Consider the following 16,416-nt stretch of genomic DNA (forward strand, 5'->3'; position numbering starts at 1 on the left):
AAGAAAAACAAGGATGCGGTGGCCGCCATACGGCGGCGCACTGGCGGCAATGGTTCATCTTGCGCTGCGGCAACTCACGCTGCACTGCGGCATGGCGCCCGCCATCGACAGGCAGGCAACGGACACGCGGCGACAAGGGGCGCCACAGGCGCGATGCTCGACTCGAGCGAAGCCTTGGCCCGGCGGACGGATCAGACTGCAACCGCCTCCCGGCGACGACCACGCGATCCTGGCGGCGAGTTGGGCGATAATTCGTCTCATGTCGTCCCTGCCCCCGCCCTTCACGCCGGTCGTCTGCGCGATCACCGGTCACCGTCGCCACGCCGCCCCAGGACCGATCGGCCGATGACCGATCCGTTCTCCAGCCCCGGCGCCAAGGCCCCGGCCAAGCCGTTCACCGTCACCGAAGGCCGTCGCGAGATCCGCAGCTTCGTGCTGCGCCAGGGGCGCTTCACCGAGGCCCAGCAGCGCGCGTTCGACGTGCAGTGGCCGCGCTTCGGCCTGGACTACACCGGCCAGCTGCGCGATTTCGACGCGGTGTTCGGCCGCGCCGCGCCGCGGGTGGTGGAGATCGGCACCGGCAACGGCGATGCGCTGCGCTTCGCGGCCAGGCAGGACCCGTCGCGCGACTACCTCGGCATCGAGGTGCACGCCCCGGGCGTGGGCCGGCTGCTCAACGCGCTGGAAGCCGACGGCAGCGACCACGTGCGCGTCTACCACCACGATGCGGTGGAAGTGCTGCGCAACGAGGTGGCCGACGGCAGCCTGGACGAGGTGCGCATCTATTTCCCGGACCCCTGGCACAAGAAGCGCCACAACAAGCGCCGGCTGGTCCAGCCCGAGTTCGCCGCGCTGCTGGTGCGCAAGCTGGCCCCGACCGGCCGCCTGCACTGCGCCACCGACTGGGAGGCCTATGCCGAGCACATGTGGGACGTGCTGGACGCCACGCCGGGCCTGCGCAACCGCGCCGGCGCCCGCGGCAGCGTGCCGCGCCCGGACTGGCGCCCGCAGACCCATTTCGAGACCCGCGGGCAGAAGCTCGGCCACGGCGTCTGGGACCTGCTCTATGACCGCTGCTGACGAACCGCCCTCGCCCACCGGGGCATCCGCCGCGTAATGGACACCGGCCTGACGCTGACCAACGACATGCGCCTGGTGCTGGGGCTGGTCGGCTTCGTCATGGTGATGTTCCTGTTCGAGCGCATCCGCGCCGACGTGGTCGCGCTGGTCGTGCTGGTGGTGCTGGGCCTGACCGGCCTGGTCGCGCCGGAGGAGATCTTCGGCGGCTTCTCCGGCAACGCGGTGATGAGCATCATCGCCACCACCATCCTGGGCGCGGGCCTGGAGCGCACCGGCGCGCTGAACCGGCTGGCGTCCTGGCTGCTGCGACGCGGACACGGAGTGGAACAGCGGCTGCTGCTGCTGACCACGGCCATCGCCGGGCTCAACTCCTCGTTCATGCAGAACCCCTCGGTGATGGCGCTGTACCTGCCGGTGGCCGCGCGCCTGTCCTCGCGCACCACGCTCAACCTGCAGCGCCTGCTGCTGCCGATCGCCTCGGCCATCGTCATGGGCGGCGCGCTGACCATGGTCGGCAATTCGCCGCTGATCCTGCTCAACGACCTGATGATCTCGGCCAACAACAACCTGCCCTCGGGCATGGCCACGCTGGAGCCGCTGCGCATGTTCGCGCCGCTGCCGATCGGCGTGGCGCTGGTGCTGGCCTCGCTGGCGTACTTCCGCTTCTACGGCGATGCCAAGCTGCAGCGCGAGACCACCACGTCCACGAGCTCGGCGCCGGCCCGCACCGAGAGCTACTTCGCCAGCACCTACGGCATCGAGGGCGAGGTGTTCGAGCTGACCGTCAGCGCCGACAGCCCGCTGGTCGGCATGACCCTGGGCGAGGCCGAGACGCTGCACGGCGCGCCGCTGATGCTGGCCCTGCAGACCGGCAACGACACGCGACTGGCGCCGCCGGCGGACATGCGCATCTGGGTCGGCAGCGTGCTGGGCGTGATGGGCAGGCGCGCCGAGGTGGCCGACTTCGCGCAGAACCAGTTCCTGCGCATGTCCTCGCGCCTGCGCCACTTCGGCGACCTGTTCAATCCCAGCCGCGCCGGCATCTCCGAGGCGGTGATCCCGCCGACCTCGCGCTTCATCGGCAAGACCGCCGCCGAGCTGGCGCTGCGCAAGCAGGCCGGCATCAGCCTGCTGGCGATCAACCGCGACAAGAAGGTGTTGCGCGAGGACGTGCGCAAGGTGCCGCTGCGCGCCGGCGACATGCTGGTGTTCCACAGCATCTGGCAGGATCTGGCCGCCGCGGCCAAGGGCGGCGACTTCGTGGTGGTCACCGACTACCCCAAGGGCGAGCAGCGTCCGCACAAGTTCAAGATCGCCATGGCGATCTTCGCCCTGACCATCATCATCGCGCTGACCTCGCACATCCCGGTGGCGCTGATCCTGATGACCGGCGTGGCCGGCATGCTGCTGACCGGCGTGCTGCGCATGGACGAGGCCTACGCGGCGATCAACTGGAAGACCGTGTTCCTGATGGCCGGGCTGATCCCGCTGGGCTGGGCGATGGATTCCAGCGGCGCGGCCGCCTGGGTCGCCGGCCACACCATCGAGCGCCTGCCCGACGGGCTGCCGGTGTGGGTGCTGGAGATCGCCATCGCCCTGCTGACCACGGCCTTCTCGCTGGTGATCAGCCACGTCGGCGCGACCATCGTCATGGTGCCCATCGCGATCAGCCTGGCGCTGGCCGCCGGCGGCAACCCGACCTCGTTCGCGCTGATCACCGCGCTATCGGCGTCCAACAACCTGATGACCGCCTCCAACCCGGTGATCTCCATGGTCACCGGCCCGGCCAACTATACCGCGCGCCAGATGTGGCGCGTGGGCGGGCCGATGTCGCTGATCTATACCTGCGTGGTGGTGGCGATGGTCAACCTGATGTCGTGGTGGGCGACCCGTGCCTGAGTGCGAGGCGCACGCGGCATGGCGCTGACGCTACGCCTGCTGGGGTTGACCTCCGCGGTGTGCCGCCTGCCGGCCGGCGCGCCGCTGCCGGATTGGTGCGCGCCGGCCGCGCAGACGCATATCAGCTGGACCGACGAGGAGCTGTCGATCGTCTGCGACGAGGGGCGCGTGCCGGAAGAGGTGCAATGCGAGCGCGGCTGGCGCACGCTGATGCTGCACGGCCCGTTCGCCTTCGAACTCACCGGCATCCTGGCCCAGGTGCTGCAGCCGCTGGCGCAGGCCGGGGTCGGCATCTTCGCCGTCTCGACCTTCGACACCGACTACGTGCTGGTCAAGCAGTCGCAGCTGGAGGCGGCCATCGCGGCCCTGCGCGCGGCCGGGCACACCGTGCTGGACCAGAGCCTGTCCTCAATTCCTGAGTAGGCCGCGTTGGTGCTGCAAGGCTGTCAGGTTTGCGTCGCGCGGCGCAGGCTTGACTGGCCGTCAGGCCAAGCCGCGCGGCGCGAAGATGGCGGCCTTGCAGCGCCAACCCGAAGGGCCGCCCTTGCGCGCACCCGGGACAGCGTCATTGCTCGGTCGTGGACGGACGTCCACTCCCTCCCGCTTCCTTGCCCCGGGCACGCGCAAGGGCGGCGCGACCTACCCAGGAATTGAGGAAAGGCCCTAGCCCAGCACCACCTGCCCGTCGCGCACCTGCACCGGCACCTGGCTGAGCGCCTCGCCGCGGCACGGCCCGGACAGGCATTGACCGCCTTGTAATTCGAACGTGGCCCCGTGCGCGGCGCACACCAGATGGCCCTGCTTGGTCAGCAGGAACTTGCCCGGCGCCCAGTCCAGGCGCCGGCCCGCATGCGGGCAGACATTGCGCCAGGCGCGCACCTGCGGCCCCTGGCGGACCAGGAGCAGCGATTCGGCGCCGTCGTCCAGCGTGGCTTCCACCTCGGTGGGCTGGCCGTCAGCGAGACTGTCGAAAGGGATCGGATCCATGCAGGGCTTAACGAAGGTTTCACACGTCCGGCGGGCGGCTCGCCATACTGGCATCCGTTCGCCACACATTCTGTCACGAGCCCATGATCCGCACCTTCTCCTTCGACTCTCAGCGCCTGCGCAACGCGTTTGCGCCGCGCAAGCCCCGGCATCCGCTGCTGCGCGTCGTAGTCGGCCTGCTGGGGCTGGCGGTGCTGGCGGTACTGGTGTTCTTCGGCCTGTTCGTCGGCGCGGCCATGCTGGCCGCCGGCATGGCCTATCGCCTGCTGCGCCCCCGGGCACGCGCCAACGCGCAGCAGCGCGTGGTGGAAGGCGAATACCAGGTCGTACGCAAGCAGGCCCTGCCCCTGTCGCACTGAAGGCGCGTCAAGCGCCTTACACTCGCGTTCCTCTTTAGCGTGATCGAGGAACGCCCAGATGTCCGATGTGATTCCCGCGCCCGAGCAGGCGCGCGTGCCGGTACGCGGCGGCGGCACCTTCCCGGTGCACCGCATCTACTGCGTCGGCCGCAACTTCGCCGACCATGCGCGCGAGATGGGCGCCACCGCGCCGGCCTCGAAGGCCGAACGCGGCCAGCCGGTCTTCTTCTCCAAACCGGCCGATGCCATCGTCACCGGCGATCGCACCATCCCCTACCCGCCCGGCACGGCCGACCTGCACCATGAGGTCGAGCTGGTCGTCGCGCTGGGCCAGGACGCGCCGGCCGGCGTGCTCGAAGGCGAGGCCGGCAACGCGCTGATCTACGGCTATGCCGTGGGCCTGGATCTGACCCGTCGCGATCTGCAGGCCGCGGCCAAGAAGGCCGGCCTGCCCTGGGACACCGGCAAGGCCTTCGATCACTCCGCGCCGATCAGCCAGATCGTGCCCGCTGCGCAGGTCGGGGCGCTGCAGGACGCCGTGATCGCGCTGACCGTCAACGATCAGGTGCGCCAGCGCGGCACGCTGCACGACATGATCTGGAACGTGCCGGAGATCCTGCACGAGCTGTCCAAGCTCTATGCGCTCAAGGCGGGCGACCTGGTCTTCATGGGCACGCCCTCAGGCGTCGGCGCGCTGCAGCGTGGGGACACGTTCGTGGCCACGCTGGAGGGCGTGGGCGAACTGCGCGGCGCGATCGGCGTTTGACTTCGCGCGCACGTTGGGTCCGGTAACGTTGCCGGACCTTCCCCCGAGCCTTCAGGAGAGACGAGAGATGGGCATGCTCAGCGAATTCAAGACCTTCGCCATGCGCGGCAACGTGGTGGATCTGGCGGTCGGTGTGGTGATCGGTGCGGCCTTCGGCAAGATCGTCACCTCGCTGGTGGACAAGATCATCATGCCGCCCATCGGCCTGCTGATCGGCGGCATCGATTTCTCCAGGCTCGCCTGGGTGCTCAAGCCGGCCACCATCGGTGCCGATGGTAAGGAGATCCCCGCAGTGGTGATCGGCTACGGCGATTTCCTCAATACGCTGGTGCAGTTCATCATCGTGGCGTTCGCGATCTTCCTGGTGGTCAAGGCGATCAACCGTCTGGCGCCGAAGAAGGAGGCCGCCCCGGCCGCCACGCCGGAAGACGTGCTGCTGCTGCGCGAGATCCGCGACTCGCTCAAGAGGTAAGCCTCGGGCGGTGGCGAGCGAGGCGAGCGGCGGCTGTTAAGCTCGCCGCTTCCCCACTCGCGAGCCTGCCTGCATGCGTCGTTCGATCCTGTCCTGCGCCCTGTTGCTGTGCGCCTCGTTTTCGCTGCAGGCCGCCGGCCCGACCACGATCCCCGAGGCGGCACTCAAGCGCGCCGACGCGCTGCGCCAGCAGGCGCTGGCCGACGATACCGGCTGGAAGGTCGTCGAATCGCTGACCACCGAGGTCGGCCCGCGTCTGGCCGGCAGCGAGGCCGATGCGCGTGCGGTGGCCTGGGCGCAGGCCAAGTTCAAGCAGCTCGGCTTCGACAAGGTGTGGACCGAGCCGGTGACCTTCCCCAAGTGGGAGCGCCGCAGTGAGCATGCCCAGCTGCTGGGCGCCAACGCGCAGCCGCTGGTGGTGACCGCGCTGGGCGGCAGCGCCGGCGGCACGGTCGAAGGCGAGATCGTGCGCTTCGCCGACCTGGACGCGCTGCAGGCCGCGCCGGCCGGGTCGCTGGCCGGCAAGATCGCCTTCGTCGACTTCCAGATGCACAAGAAGCAGGACGGCGGCGATTACCGCTATGGCGGCGGGATCCGCGGACGCGGGCCGTCTGAGGCGATCAAGAAGGGCGCGATCGGCTTTCTGATGCGCTCGGCCGGCACCACGCCGCATCGTGTGGTCAACACCGGCATCACCCGCTACGAGGAAGGGCTGACACCGATCCCGGCGGCGGCGGTGTCGATTCCCGACGCCGACCAGTTGGCGCGCCTGGTCGCGCGCGGCCCGGTGAAGGTGCGCCTGGCGCTGGACTGCGGCTGGGACGGCCAGGCCACCAGCTACAACGTGATCGGCCAGATCACCGGGCGCAGCAAGCCCGGCGAGATCGTGCTGACCGGCGGGCATCTGGATTCGTGGGACCTGGGCACGGGCGCCATCGACGACGCGGCCGGCATCGGCATTTCCATGGCGGCCGCCAGACTCGCCGGCCAGCTGCACCCGGCGCGCACGATCCGCGTGGTCGCCTTCGCCAACGAGGAGCAGGGCCTGTACGGCGGCCGCGCCTACGCGCAGGCCCACGCCAAGGAGATCGCCCAGCACGTCATCGCCGCCGAGAGCGACTTCGGCGCGGGGCATATCTATGGCTTCAGCAGCAATGCCGACGCCCATGCCAAGGGCGCGATCGAGACGATCGCCACCGCGCTCAGGCCGCTGGACGTGGCCTATCTGCCCGGCCAGGGCGATCCGGAATCGGACATTGGCCCCATGGCCCAGCTCGGCATGCGCTGGGCCTGGCTGGGCCATGACGGCACCGACTACTTCGACCTGCACCACAACGCGGACGACACGCTGGACAAGATCGACCCGAAGGTCCTGGCGCAGAACGTCGCGGCCTATGCGGTGTTCCTGTACCTGGCGGCGGAAGCGAAGGGCGATTTCGGCAGCGCGCCGGTGCCGGCGGGGGCGAAAAAGGAAGCGCACTGAGTCGCGGGTTCGCTACTTGCCGTCGCGCTCGACTGCGCAGACCCAAAGCCGCCGATAGTCCCCCTACCGTCGTTCCCGCGCACGCGGGAACCCAGGGACTTTCGCTTTTCGCGACAAGCAGCGCTATCCCCCCGCGAACGCGAGGACAAGCGATAGACACTGTGGGAGCCGCCATGGCGGCGACGGGCCTTACCGGGAAAGCCTCATCGCCGCCATGGCGGCTCCTACCAAGCATCATCGAAGTCGATCAACACTAAACACGCCTGACGGCATACGCCCTACGACCGCCTGCCCGCCCGCGTCTCAACCGCCTCGCGCGCGCCCGCTCGCCCATTGCGCCAGCAGCACGGCGGTGGCGGCGGCGACGTTGAGGCTCTCCACGCGGCCGGTGCCGGGGATGGACAGGGCCAGGTCGCAGGCCTTGGCCAGGCCGCGGTCCATGCCCTCGCCTTCGGCGCCCATCACATAGACCAGCCGCTGCGGCAGCCGCGCGGCGAAAAGGTCGTCACCGCCGTGCACCAGCGTGGCGGCCAGGCCAAAGCCGGCGGCGCGCAGCGGTGCGAACGCGTCCGCGGGGGCACCGGCCTGCACCAGGGTCACCGCTTCGGCACCGCCTTCGGCCACGCGTGCGGCGGCGCCGGACAGCGCCAGCGGCGAATCCTGCGGCAGCAGCACGCCGGCCACGCCGAAGTGCGCGGCCGACCGCAGGATCGCGCCGAAGTTGTGCGGATTGCCCACCCCGTCCAGCCACAGCGCCAGCGCCGGGCCAACCGGCAGCGCCTCGAGCCAGGCGTCAAGCGACAGCGGCGCGCGCCGCAGCACGTCGGCCACGACGCCTTCGTGGTGGCTGCTGGCGGCGAGCCGGTCCAGGTCGCCCTCTTCGACCACGCGATAGCCCACGCGGTTGGCCACGCACCAGGCCAGGATCGGCTTGAGCGCCGGCACGCGCGTCTGGGTGAGGTAGAGCTTGCGCAGCGCCTCGGGCCGCGCGTCGAACAGCGCGCGCACCGCGTTGAGACCGTACAGGCGCACTTCCTCGCCGCGCCGGACGGGACGTGCGGGCGCCTGCGGCCCCTCGGGCGGCGCGCGTTCGCCGTCGGGCGCCTTGCGGGCGACCGGCGGACGGCGCGGGGGGAGCTTCTGCCAGGGGCCGGTCATGCGTGCACCAGCGGGAAAGCGGAGAGGAAAGACTTCATGGGACGTCCGCCGGCGCGCGGCGGTGAGGGCAACTGGATGCGTACCTTACCCGAAGCGTCGGCACAGGCCGCTTCGCACAGCGGAGCGGCGGCCGATGGGAGGGTCGGTCGATGCGCGTGCACGGGTCGGCGTGGCACCACCTGTAGAGCGGAGCTTGCTCCGCTGGGGTCTTCCCACGAATCGAACGAAGAGCAGCGGAGCTTGCTCCGCTTAAGCCTTCCCCACGAACCGAACGGAGAGCAGCGGAGCAAGCTCCGCTCTACAGGGAGGCCGCGACTTGAGATGGGAGACAGTGGCTCCCACGCCCACAGGGCAGTCCAGTCAGGCGAGGCCGAGGTGGGCCAGGACGCGCTCGGCCATCTGGTCGGTGGATTCCGCGGCGGCGTGCAGGTGAAGCTCCGGTGCCTCGGGGGCCTCGTAGGGCGAGTCGATGCCGGTGAAGTTGGGGATCTTGCCGGCGCGCGCCTTGGCGTACAGGCCCTTGACGTCGCGCGCCTCGGCCACGGCCAGCGGCACATCGACGAAGACCTCGACGAACTCGCCCGGCGCGAAGCGTTCGCGCGCCATGCGCCGCTCGGCGCGGAACGGGGAGATGAAGCTCACCAGCACGATCAGTCCGGCGTCGGCCATCAGCCGCGCGACCTCGGCCACGCGCCGGATGTTCTCCACGCGGTCCTCGTCGGTGAAGCCCAGGTCGCGATTCAGGCCATGGCGCACGTTGTCGCCGTCGAGCAGGAAGGTGTGGTGGCCCGAGGCGTGCAGCCGCTTCTCGACGCGGTTGGCGATGGTGGACTTACCGGCGCCGGACAGGCCGGTGAACCACAGCACGCGCGGGGTCTGGCCCTTGATCCGCGCCCGCGCGGCCTTGTCCACGTCCAGATGCTGCCAGTGCACGTTGCCGGCGCGGCGCAGGGCGAAGTCCAGCGTGCCCGCGCCGACGGTGGCATTGGTCTGGCGGTCGATCAGGATGAAGCCGCCCAGCGCGCGGTTGCGCGCATACGGCTCGAAGGCGATCGGCGCGTCCAGCGACAGGTTGCACACGCCGACTTCGTTGAGTTCCAGACGCTTGGCGGCCAGCGCTTCCTGGGTGTTCACGTCGATGCGGTGCTTGATCTCGCTGACGCTGGCCGGCACGGTGCGCGCCCCGATCTGCAGCCAGTAGGGGCGGCCCGGCAGCAGCGGCGCATCGTCCATCCACAGCAGGTGCGCGGCGAACTGGTCGGACACCTCCGGCGGATCGCCGGCGGCGGCGATCACATCGCCGCGGCTGATGTCGATCTCGTCGGCCAGGGTTAGGGTGACCGCCTGGCCGGCGCGGGCGAACGCCACATCGCCGTTGGCATCCAGCACCCTGGCCACGGTCGAACGGCGCGCCGAGGGCAGTACCACCACCGCATCGCCCGGACGCACCTCGCCGGCGGCGACGGTGCCGGCGAAGCCGCGGAAGTTCGCGTTCGGTCGGTTGACGTACTGCACCGGCAGGCGCAGGCCGAGCGCCTCCGTCGCGTCGTCCAGCGTCAGCGTGTCCAGGTGTTCCAGCAGGCTGGGACCTGCGTACCACGGCGTGCGCGAGGAACGGCTGGACAGGTTGTCGCCCTCCAGCGCCGAGAGCGGAATCGCCTGCACCTGCGCGATGCCGAGCTGCGCGGCCAGCGCGCGGTAGTCGCGCACGATGGCGTCGAACACGGCCTGGTCGAAGTCCACCAGATCCATCTTGTTCACCGCCAGCACCACGTGCCGCAGGCCCAGCAGCGAGACGATGTAGCTGTGCCGGCGCGTCTGGGTCTGCAGGCCCTTGCGCGCATCGACCAGCACCACGGCCACGTCGGCGGTGGAGGCGCCGGTGGCCATGTTGCGCGTGTACTGCGCATGGCCCGGGCAGTCGGCCACGATGTACTTGCGCCGCTCGGTGTCGAAGTAGCGGTAGGCCACGTCGATGGTGATGCCCTGCTCGCGCTCGGCGGCCAGACCGTCGAGCAGCAAGGCGTAGTCGATGCGCGCGCCCTGCGTGCCGTGGCGGCGGCTGTCGCTTTCCAACGCGGCCAGCTGATCGTCGAACAGCCGCTTGCTGTCGTGCAGCAGCCGTCCGATCAGCGTGCTCTTGCCATCGTCCACGCTGCCGCAGGTGATGAAGCGCAGCAGCGGCTTGGATTCGTGCTGCTGCAGGTAGGCTTTGACGGCTGCGCCGTCGGGATTGGGGATTGGGGATTCGGGATTGGCAACAGCGGCGCCTCCCGCTGCCGCATCCGCCAGCAGGCCGCGCTTCTGCGAATCCCCAATCCCCAATCCCGAATCCCTGCCTTCCATCAGAAATATCCTTCCAGCTTCTTCTGCTCCATCGACGCGCCCGGATCCTGGTCGATCACGCGACCCTGGCGCTCGGAGCTGGTGGCCACCAGCATCTCGGCGATGATCTTCTCCAGGGTGTCGGCCTGCGACTCGATGGCGCCGGTCAGCGGGTAGCAGCCCAGCGTGCGGAAGCGCACCGACTTCAGCTGCGGCACTTCGCCCTCGCGCAGCGGCAGGCGTTCGTCGTCGACCATGATCAGCGCCCCGTCGCGTTCAACGACCGGGCGCTCGGCGGCGAAGTACAGCGGCACCACCGGGATGCGCTCGCGGTAGATGTAGAGCCAGATGTCCAGCTCGGTCCAGTTGCTCAGGGGAAAGGCGCGCACGCTCTCGCCGGGATGGATGCGGGCGTTGTAGAGGTTCCACAGCTCGGGGCGCTGGTGCTTGGGATCCCAGCGGTGCTTGTCGTTGCGGAAGGAGAACACGCGTTCCTTGGCGCGCGCCTTCTCCTCGTCGCGCCGCGCGCCGCCGATGGCCGCGTCGAACTTGTAATGGTCCAGCGCCTGCTTCAGGCCCTGGGTCTTCATGATGTCAGTATGGACCGTGGCGCCGTGGCTGAACGGACCGACGTTCTGCGCAACGCCATCCGGGTTGATGTGCACGCGCAGCTCGACGCCGGTCTCGGCGGCGCGGCGGTCGCGGAAGGCGATCATCTCGCGGAACTTCCAGCGCGTGTCCACGTGCAGCAGCGGGATCGGCGGCACCGCCGGGGCGAAGGCCTTGAGCAGCAGGTGCAGCAGCACCGAGGAATCCTTGCCGACCGAATACAGCATCACCGGATTGCGGAACGCGGCGGCCACCTCGCGCAGGATGTGGATGCTCTCGGCCTCCAGGCGGTCGAGATGGGACAGGGTCGGCACAGCGCTCATCGGCTCGGGTGGAGAGGAACGGGGCCCGGACGCAGCGGGGACCGGGCGCGGACGGTGGGGCGGCAGTATTGGCACCGCTTATTCCCGGACGAAATAAGCACGGAGCATAAGCCCATAACCCTGCATCCTTTCAGCCATGTGACAGCGGCGCCTAGCATCGACGCTCCCACACGCCGCTCTACGGAATCGCGATGTCCGCTGTACCCCCCGCGCTGGCTGCCGGCCCCTTGCCCGACGACCGCAAGGCGCTGCTGGCACGGGTGGTCGAGGGCCTGGACAGCGCCTCGCTGTGGTGGCTGTCCGGCTTCACCGCCGGCCTGGCCGAGGCCGCGCACCCGGCGCCGCACCTGGCCCTGCTGCAGGGCACGGCCGCCGGCGCGGCGGCGCCCAGCGCGGGCTCCGGCGAACGCGCCACCGTGCTGTACGGCAGCCAGACCGGCAATGCCAAGCGCGCCGCCGAGGCCCTGGCCGCCACGCTGGAGGGCGCGGGCCTGGCCGTGCGCCTGGTGCGCACCGACGCCTATGCCACCCGCGAACTGGCCGGCGAGCGCCTGCTCTACCTGGTGATCAGCACCCAGGGCGAGGGCGACCCGCCGGACGATGCGATCGGATTCAGCGAATTCCTGCTCGGCCGCCGCGCGCCCAAGCTGCCGGAGCTGAAGTTCGCCGTGCTCGGCCTGGGCGACTCGAGCTATGCCGACTTCTGCGGCATCTCCCGGCGCCTGGACGCGCGCCTGGCCGAGCTGGGCGCCACCCGCCTGCTGCCGGCCGGCGAGGCCGACCTGGACATCGACACCGTCGCCCAGCCCTGGCGCGAGCAGGCCCTGGAGCAGGCCCGCAAGGTCCTCAAGAGCGCCCCGGCTGCGCCCAGCGCCAAGGTCACCCCGCTGCGCCCGGCGCCGGCGACGCAGGCGGTCTCCCACAGCGCGCCTTTCCAGGCCGAGGTGCTGGCCAACCAGCCCATCGCCGGCCGCGACTTCAAGGGCCCGGCCTTCGGCCGCCACGGCGCGCCGGACAAGCAAGTGCGCCACATCGAGCTGTCGCTGGAAGGCAGCGGCCTGAGCTACGAGCCTGGCGATGCGCTGGGCATCGTCCACCGCAATCCCGACGCGCTGGTCGAGCCGCTGCTGGCGGCGCTCAAGCTGGACGGCGACGCTGCCCACCATGTCGATGGCACCCAGCGCAGCGTGCGCGAGTGGCTGGCCGGACATCGTGAGCTGAGCAAGCTCTCGCGTCCGTTCCTGGCCGCGCACGCGCGCCTGGCCGGCGCGCGCGAGCTGGAAGACCTGCTCGCCCCCGGCAACGCCGACCTCTCCGCCCTGCTCTCCAGCCACCAGGTGATCGACGTGCTGCGCCGCTGGCCGGTGGACTGGAACGTGGGCGAGCTGCTGGCCGCGCTGCGGCCGCTGGCGCCGCGCCTGTATTCCATCGCCTCCAGCCGCAAGCGCGTGGGCGAGGAGGTCCACCTGACCGTGGACGTGCTGGGCTACCACGCGCACGGCCACGCGCACAGCGGCTCGGCCAGTGGCTTCCTGGCCGGGCTGGCCGAGGGCGACCGCGCGCCGGTCTACATCGAAGCCAACGACCGCTTCCGCGTGCCGGCCGACGGTGCGCGCGACATCCTCATGGTCGGCCCCGGCACCGGCGTGGCGCCGTTCCGCGCCTTCGTCCAGGAGCGGGCCGAGACCGGTACGAGCGGCCGCAACTGGCTGTTCTTCGGCGCGCAGCACTTCAACAGCGGTTTCCTCTACCAGAGCGAATGGCAGGACGCGCTCAAGCGCGGCGAGCTGGACCGGCTGGACCTGGCGTTCTCGCGCGACCAGGCCGACAAGCTGTACGTGCAGCACCGGCTGCGCGAGCGCGGCCGCGAGGTCTTCGACTGGCTGCAGTCCGGCGCGCACTTCTACGTGTGTGGTTCGATCGCCATGGGCAAGGACGTGCACGCCGCCCTGACCGACATCGTCGCCGAACACGGCGCCCTGGACGCCGATGCCGCGCACGACTACCTCACCACGCTGCAGACGGAGGGGCGGTATGCACGCGATGTCTATTAGGACGGGGATTGGGTATTCGGGATTGGGGATGCGATGTCCGCGGCCCGCTCGCCCTTGCCTTTGCCGATCCCCAATCCCGAATCCCCAATCCCCATGCATTCAGTAGAAGACATCAAGGCTGAGAGCCGCCGCCTGCGCGGCAGCCTGCTCGAGAGCCTGGCCGACCCGGTCACCGGCGCGCTGCGCGAGGACGACCAGACGCTGATCAAGTACCACGGCAGCTACCAGCAGGACGACCGCGACCTGCGCGACGAGCGCCGGCGGCAGAAGCTCGAGCCGGCCTACCAGTTCATGATCCGCACGCGCACGCCCGGCGGCGTGGTCACGCCCGCGCAATGGCTGCAGCTGGATGCCATCGCCACCCGCTACGGCAACCACTCGCTGCGCGTGACCACGCGCCAGGCCTTCCAGTTCCATGGCGTCATCAAGCGCGAGCTGAAGGCCACAATGCAGGCCATCAACGCCGCGCTGATCGACACGCTGGCCGCCTGCGGCGACGTCAACCGCAACGTGCAGGTCGCGGCCAACCCGCTGCTGTCCGAGGCGCATGCCACGCTCTACGCCGATGCCGCGGCGACCTCCGAGCACCTGCTGCCCAACACCCGCGCCTACTACGAGATCTGGCTGGACGAGGAGAAGGTGGCCGGCGCCGGCGAGGAAGAAGAGCCGATCTACGGCGACAAGTACCTGCCGCGCAAGTTCAAGATCGGGTTCGCGCTGCCGCCGATCAACGATGTGGACGTGTTCGCCAACGATCTTGGCTTCATCGGTGTGACCGATGAAGCCGGCCGGATCGTCGGCTACAACGTCAGTCTGGGCGGCGGCATGGGCGCGACCCATGGCGATGCGCAGACCTGGCCGCGCGTGGCCGACGTGGCCGGCTACATCCCGCGCGAGCGGCTGCTCGACGTGGCCACCGCCGTGGTCACCACCCAGCGTGACTACGGCAACCGCGCGGTGCGCAAGCGCGCGCGCTTCAAGTACACCATCGACGACCACGGGTTGGACTTCATCAAGGCGCAGATCGAGCAGCGCGCCGGGATCGCCTTCGCGCCGGCGCGACCGTTCGCGTTCGAGCACAACGGCGACCGCTACGGCTGGACGCAGGGCAGCGACGGCCGCTGGCATCTGACCCTGTCGCTGGGCGCCGGGCGCATCGCCGATGTCGGCACCGCCACCCAGCTCACCGGGCTGCGCGAGATCGCGCTGCGGCTGCAGGAGGCGGGCCTGGGCGAGTTCCGCATGACCTCCAACCAGAACCTGGTCATCTCCAACCTCGACGACGCGCTGAAGGCCACCGTCGATGCGCTGGTGTCGGCCCATGGCCTGGATGCCGGCAACGCGCTGCCGACCGCGCTGGCGCGCAAGGCCATGGCCTGTGTCGCCCTGCCCACCTGCGGCCTGGCCATGGCCGAGGCCGAGCGCTATCTGCCCGACTTCACCGGCAAGCTGCAGCCGCTGCTCGAGAAGCACGGCCTGGCCCAGGCGCCGATCGTGCTGCGCATCTCCGGCTGCCCCAACGGCTGCTCGCGGCCGTACCTGGCCGAGATCGCCCTGGTCGGCAAGGCGCCGGGCCGCTACAACCTGATGCTGGGCGGCGACCACCGCGGCCAGCGGCTCAACACGCTGTACCGCGAGAACATCACCGAGGAGGAGATCCTCGGCGCGCTCGACCCCTTGTTCGGCCGCTATGCCGCCGAACGCGACGACGCCGAAGGCTTCGGCGACTTCCTGCACCGCGCCGGTGAGATCGACCTGCCGCCCTATCCCACCCATCGTGCCATTCCCGTGGAGCTGCACGCATGACCGCCCTGCCCGCCAACGATGATCCGCATCTGGACGCCCGTCCGTCCACCATCGACCTGGACGCGGCCAACGCCGCGCTCGAGGCGATGGACGCGCCGGCGCGCGTGGCCTGGGCGCTGGCGCATGGCCCGGCGCAGGCGGCCCTGTCCTCCAGCTTCGGCGCGCAGTCGGCCGTGGCCCTGCACCTGCTGACCCAGCAGCAGCCGGACATCCCGGTGATCCTGGTGGACACCGGCTATCTGTTTCCGGAGACCTATCGCTTCGCCGATGCGCTGATCGAGCGGCTCAAGCTCAACATCCAGATATTCCGCCCGCTGGTCAGCCGTGCCTGGATGGAGGCGCGCCACGGCCGCCTGTGGGAACAGGGCGTGGTCGGCATCGAGCAGTACAACAATCTGCGCAAGGTCGAACCGATGCGCCGGGCGCTGGACGAGCTGGACGTGGGCACCTGGTTCACCGGCCTGCGCCGCCAGCAGTCCACCAGCCGCGCCGCCACGCCGATCGTGCAGCTGCGCGGTGAGCGCTGGAAGGTCAGCCCGATCGCCGACTGGACCGACCGCGACGTGTGGCAGTACATGAAACAGCACGACCTGCCCTATCACCCGCTGTGGGAAGAGGGCTACGTGTCCATCGGCGACTTCCACACCACCCGCCGCTGGGAGCCGGGCATGCGCGAGGAAGACACCCGCTTCTTCGGCCTCAAGCGCGAGTGCGGGATCCACGAGGACATCTGAGCGCTGTGCGCTTCTGCCCTCTTCCCTTTGGCCGCAGGCCAAGGGGAGCTCGAAGTCGCGGCTAGCGACTGAGGGGGAGGGGTTGTTCTTCGCGGCAACGTCAGAAGCAAAAGCACCCCCTCCCAACCTCCCCCTTCGCTGCGCGAAAGGGGAGGGGCAGAGCGCGCGGAGAACAATCGTCTCCTCAAATCTCAGCGGCCTGCCTGTAGAGCGGAGCTTGTGGCAATCCCCTCTTGGGGACTCCGCTGCTCTTCGTTCGGTTCTTGGGGAAGGCCCCAGCGGAGCAAGCTCCGCTCTACAGGTGGGGCCGCATCCTGCGGGCGCTGCTTTGCCACTGGCCTTGGACCGGGGCGATGCGCTA

At 69.9% G+C, this 16,416-nt stretch carries 14 protein-coding genes; 10 read left to right on the forward strand and 4 right to left on the reverse strand.

The features are described from left to right. Positions 1-345: 345 nt before the first annotated feature. Genes trmB through WFQ05_RS18530 form a run of 3 tightly spaced genes read left to right on the forward strand, consistent with a single transcriptional unit; the run spans position 346 to position 3,402 of the window. The gene (gene trmB / locus WFQ05_RS18520; RefSeq protein ID WP_130523298.1) at positions 346-1,080 is read left to right on the forward strand and encodes a tRNA (guanosine(46)-N7)-methyltransferase TrmB; all 735 of its coding nucleotides are present in this window, start codon (positions 346-348) and stop codon (positions 1,078-1,080) included. 36 nt (positions 1,081-1,116) lie between these two features. Then, positions 1,117-2,979 carry an SLC13 family permease gene (locus WFQ05_RS18525; RefSeq protein WP_130523297.1) on the forward strand — a complete coding sequence of 621 codons (1,863 nt, stop codon included), beginning with the start codon at positions 1,117-1,119 and terminating at the stop codon, positions 2,977-2,979. Between the two features lie 18 nt (positions 2,980-2,997). Continuing rightward, entirely contained in the window at positions 2,998-3,402 is a 405-nt protein-coding gene (locus WFQ05_RS18530; protein WP_337054870.1) for an ACT domain-containing protein, read from the forward strand. Positions 3,403-3,642: 240 nt separating this feature from the next. On the opposite strand, the gene WFQ05_RS18535 is transcribed toward WFQ05_RS18530, so the two are convergent. Further along, complete coding sequence (locus WFQ05_RS18535) at positions 3,643-3,966, reverse strand: Rieske (2Fe-2S) protein (protein ID WP_337054871.1); 324 nt, start codon at positions 3,964-3,966, stop codon at positions 3,643-3,645. Positions 3,967-4,049: 83 nt separating this feature from the next. On the opposite strand from WFQ05_RS18535, the gene WFQ05_RS18540 reads away from it, so the two are divergent. The 4 genes from WFQ05_RS18540 (at position 4,050) to WFQ05_RS18555 (ending at position 7,046) form a co-directional block, all read left to right on the forward strand. Next, positions 4,050-4,325 carry a hypothetical protein gene (locus tag WFQ05_RS18540; protein WP_130515732.1) on the forward strand — a complete coding sequence of 92 codons (276 nt, stop codon included), beginning with the start codon at positions 4,050-4,052 and terminating at the stop codon, positions 4,323-4,325. Between the two features lie 58 nt (positions 4,326-4,383). Then, the gene (locus tag WFQ05_RS18545) at positions 4,384-5,091 is read left to right on the forward strand and encodes a fumarylacetoacetate hydrolase family protein (protein ID WP_130532376.1); all 708 of its coding nucleotides are present in this window, start codon (positions 4,384-4,386) and stop codon (positions 5,089-5,091) included. A gap of 67 nt (positions 5,092-5,158) precedes the next feature. Continuing rightward, a complete protein-coding gene (gene mscL / locus WFQ05_RS18550; protein WP_130523292.1) occupies positions 5,159-5,563 on the forward strand; it encodes a large-conductance mechanosensitive channel protein MscL in 405 nt (134 codons plus the stop codon). Between the two features lie 73 nt (positions 5,564-5,636). Beyond that, the gene (locus WFQ05_RS18555) at positions 5,637-7,046 is read left to right on the forward strand and encodes a M28 family peptidase (protein WP_337054872.1); all 1,410 of its coding nucleotides are present in this window, start codon (positions 5,637-5,639) and stop codon (positions 7,044-7,046) included. 303 nt (positions 7,047-7,349) lie between these two features. Here the strand turns inward: WFQ05_RS18555 and WFQ05_RS18560 are convergent, their stop codons facing one another. From WFQ05_RS18560 to cysD, 3 genes are all read right to left on the reverse strand, one after another. Beyond that, entirely contained in the window at positions 7,350-8,204 is an 855-nt protein-coding gene (locus tag WFQ05_RS18560) for a TrmH family RNA methyltransferase (RefSeq protein ID WP_337054873.1), read from the reverse strand. Between the two features lie 360 nt (positions 8,205-8,564). Beyond that, the gene (cysN, locus tag WFQ05_RS18565; protein ID WP_337054874.1) at positions 8,565-10,550 is read right to left on the reverse strand and encodes a sulfate adenylyltransferase subunit CysN; all 1,986 of its coding nucleotides are present in this window, start codon (positions 10,548-10,550) and stop codon (positions 8,565-8,567) included. Then, positions 10,550-11,461: a sulfate adenylyltransferase subunit CysD gene (gene cysD / locus WFQ05_RS18570; protein ID WP_337054875.1), complete on the reverse strand. Its 912-nt coding sequence runs from the start codon at positions 11,459-11,461 to the stop codon at positions 10,550-10,552. The genes cysN and cysD overlap by 1 nt, the downstream gene beginning before the upstream one ends. A 191-nt stretch (positions 11,462-11,652) precedes the next feature. Here cysD and WFQ05_RS18575 point away from each other — a divergent pair, with 191 nt between their 5' ends. The 3 genes from WFQ05_RS18575 to WFQ05_RS18585 all read left to right on the forward strand — a co-directional run bounded on the left by WFQ05_RS18575 (position 11,653) and on the right by WFQ05_RS18585 (position 16,055). Next, the gene (locus tag WFQ05_RS18575; RefSeq protein WP_337054876.1) at positions 11,653-13,515 is read left to right on the forward strand and encodes an assimilatory sulfite reductase (NADPH) flavoprotein subunit; all 1,863 of its coding nucleotides are present in this window, start codon (positions 11,653-11,655) and stop codon (positions 13,513-13,515) included. A 93-nt stretch (positions 13,516-13,608) separates the two neighbouring features. Beyond that, positions 13,609-15,321, forward strand: coding sequence for an assimilatory sulfite reductase (NADPH) hemoprotein subunit (gene cysI / locus WFQ05_RS18580; protein ID WP_337054877.1), 1,713 nt, complete (start codon positions 13,609-13,611; stop codon positions 15,319-15,321). Further along, positions 15,318-16,055 carry a phosphoadenylyl-sulfate reductase gene (locus WFQ05_RS18585; protein WP_130532383.1) on the forward strand — a complete coding sequence of 246 codons (738 nt, stop codon included), beginning with the start codon at positions 15,318-15,320 and terminating at the stop codon, positions 16,053-16,055. Before cysI ends, WFQ05_RS18585 begins: the two co-directional genes overlap by 4 nt. The last annotated feature ends 361 nt before the right edge of the window (positions 16,056-16,416 follow it).

The sequence above is a fragment of the Pseudoxanthomonas sp. USHLN014 genome, from assembly GCF_037153335.1.
In the GTDB taxonomy this organism is placed as follows: Bacteria; Pseudomonadota; Gammaproteobacteria; order Xanthomonadales; family Xanthomonadaceae; genus Pseudoxanthomonas_A; species Pseudoxanthomonas_A winnipegensis.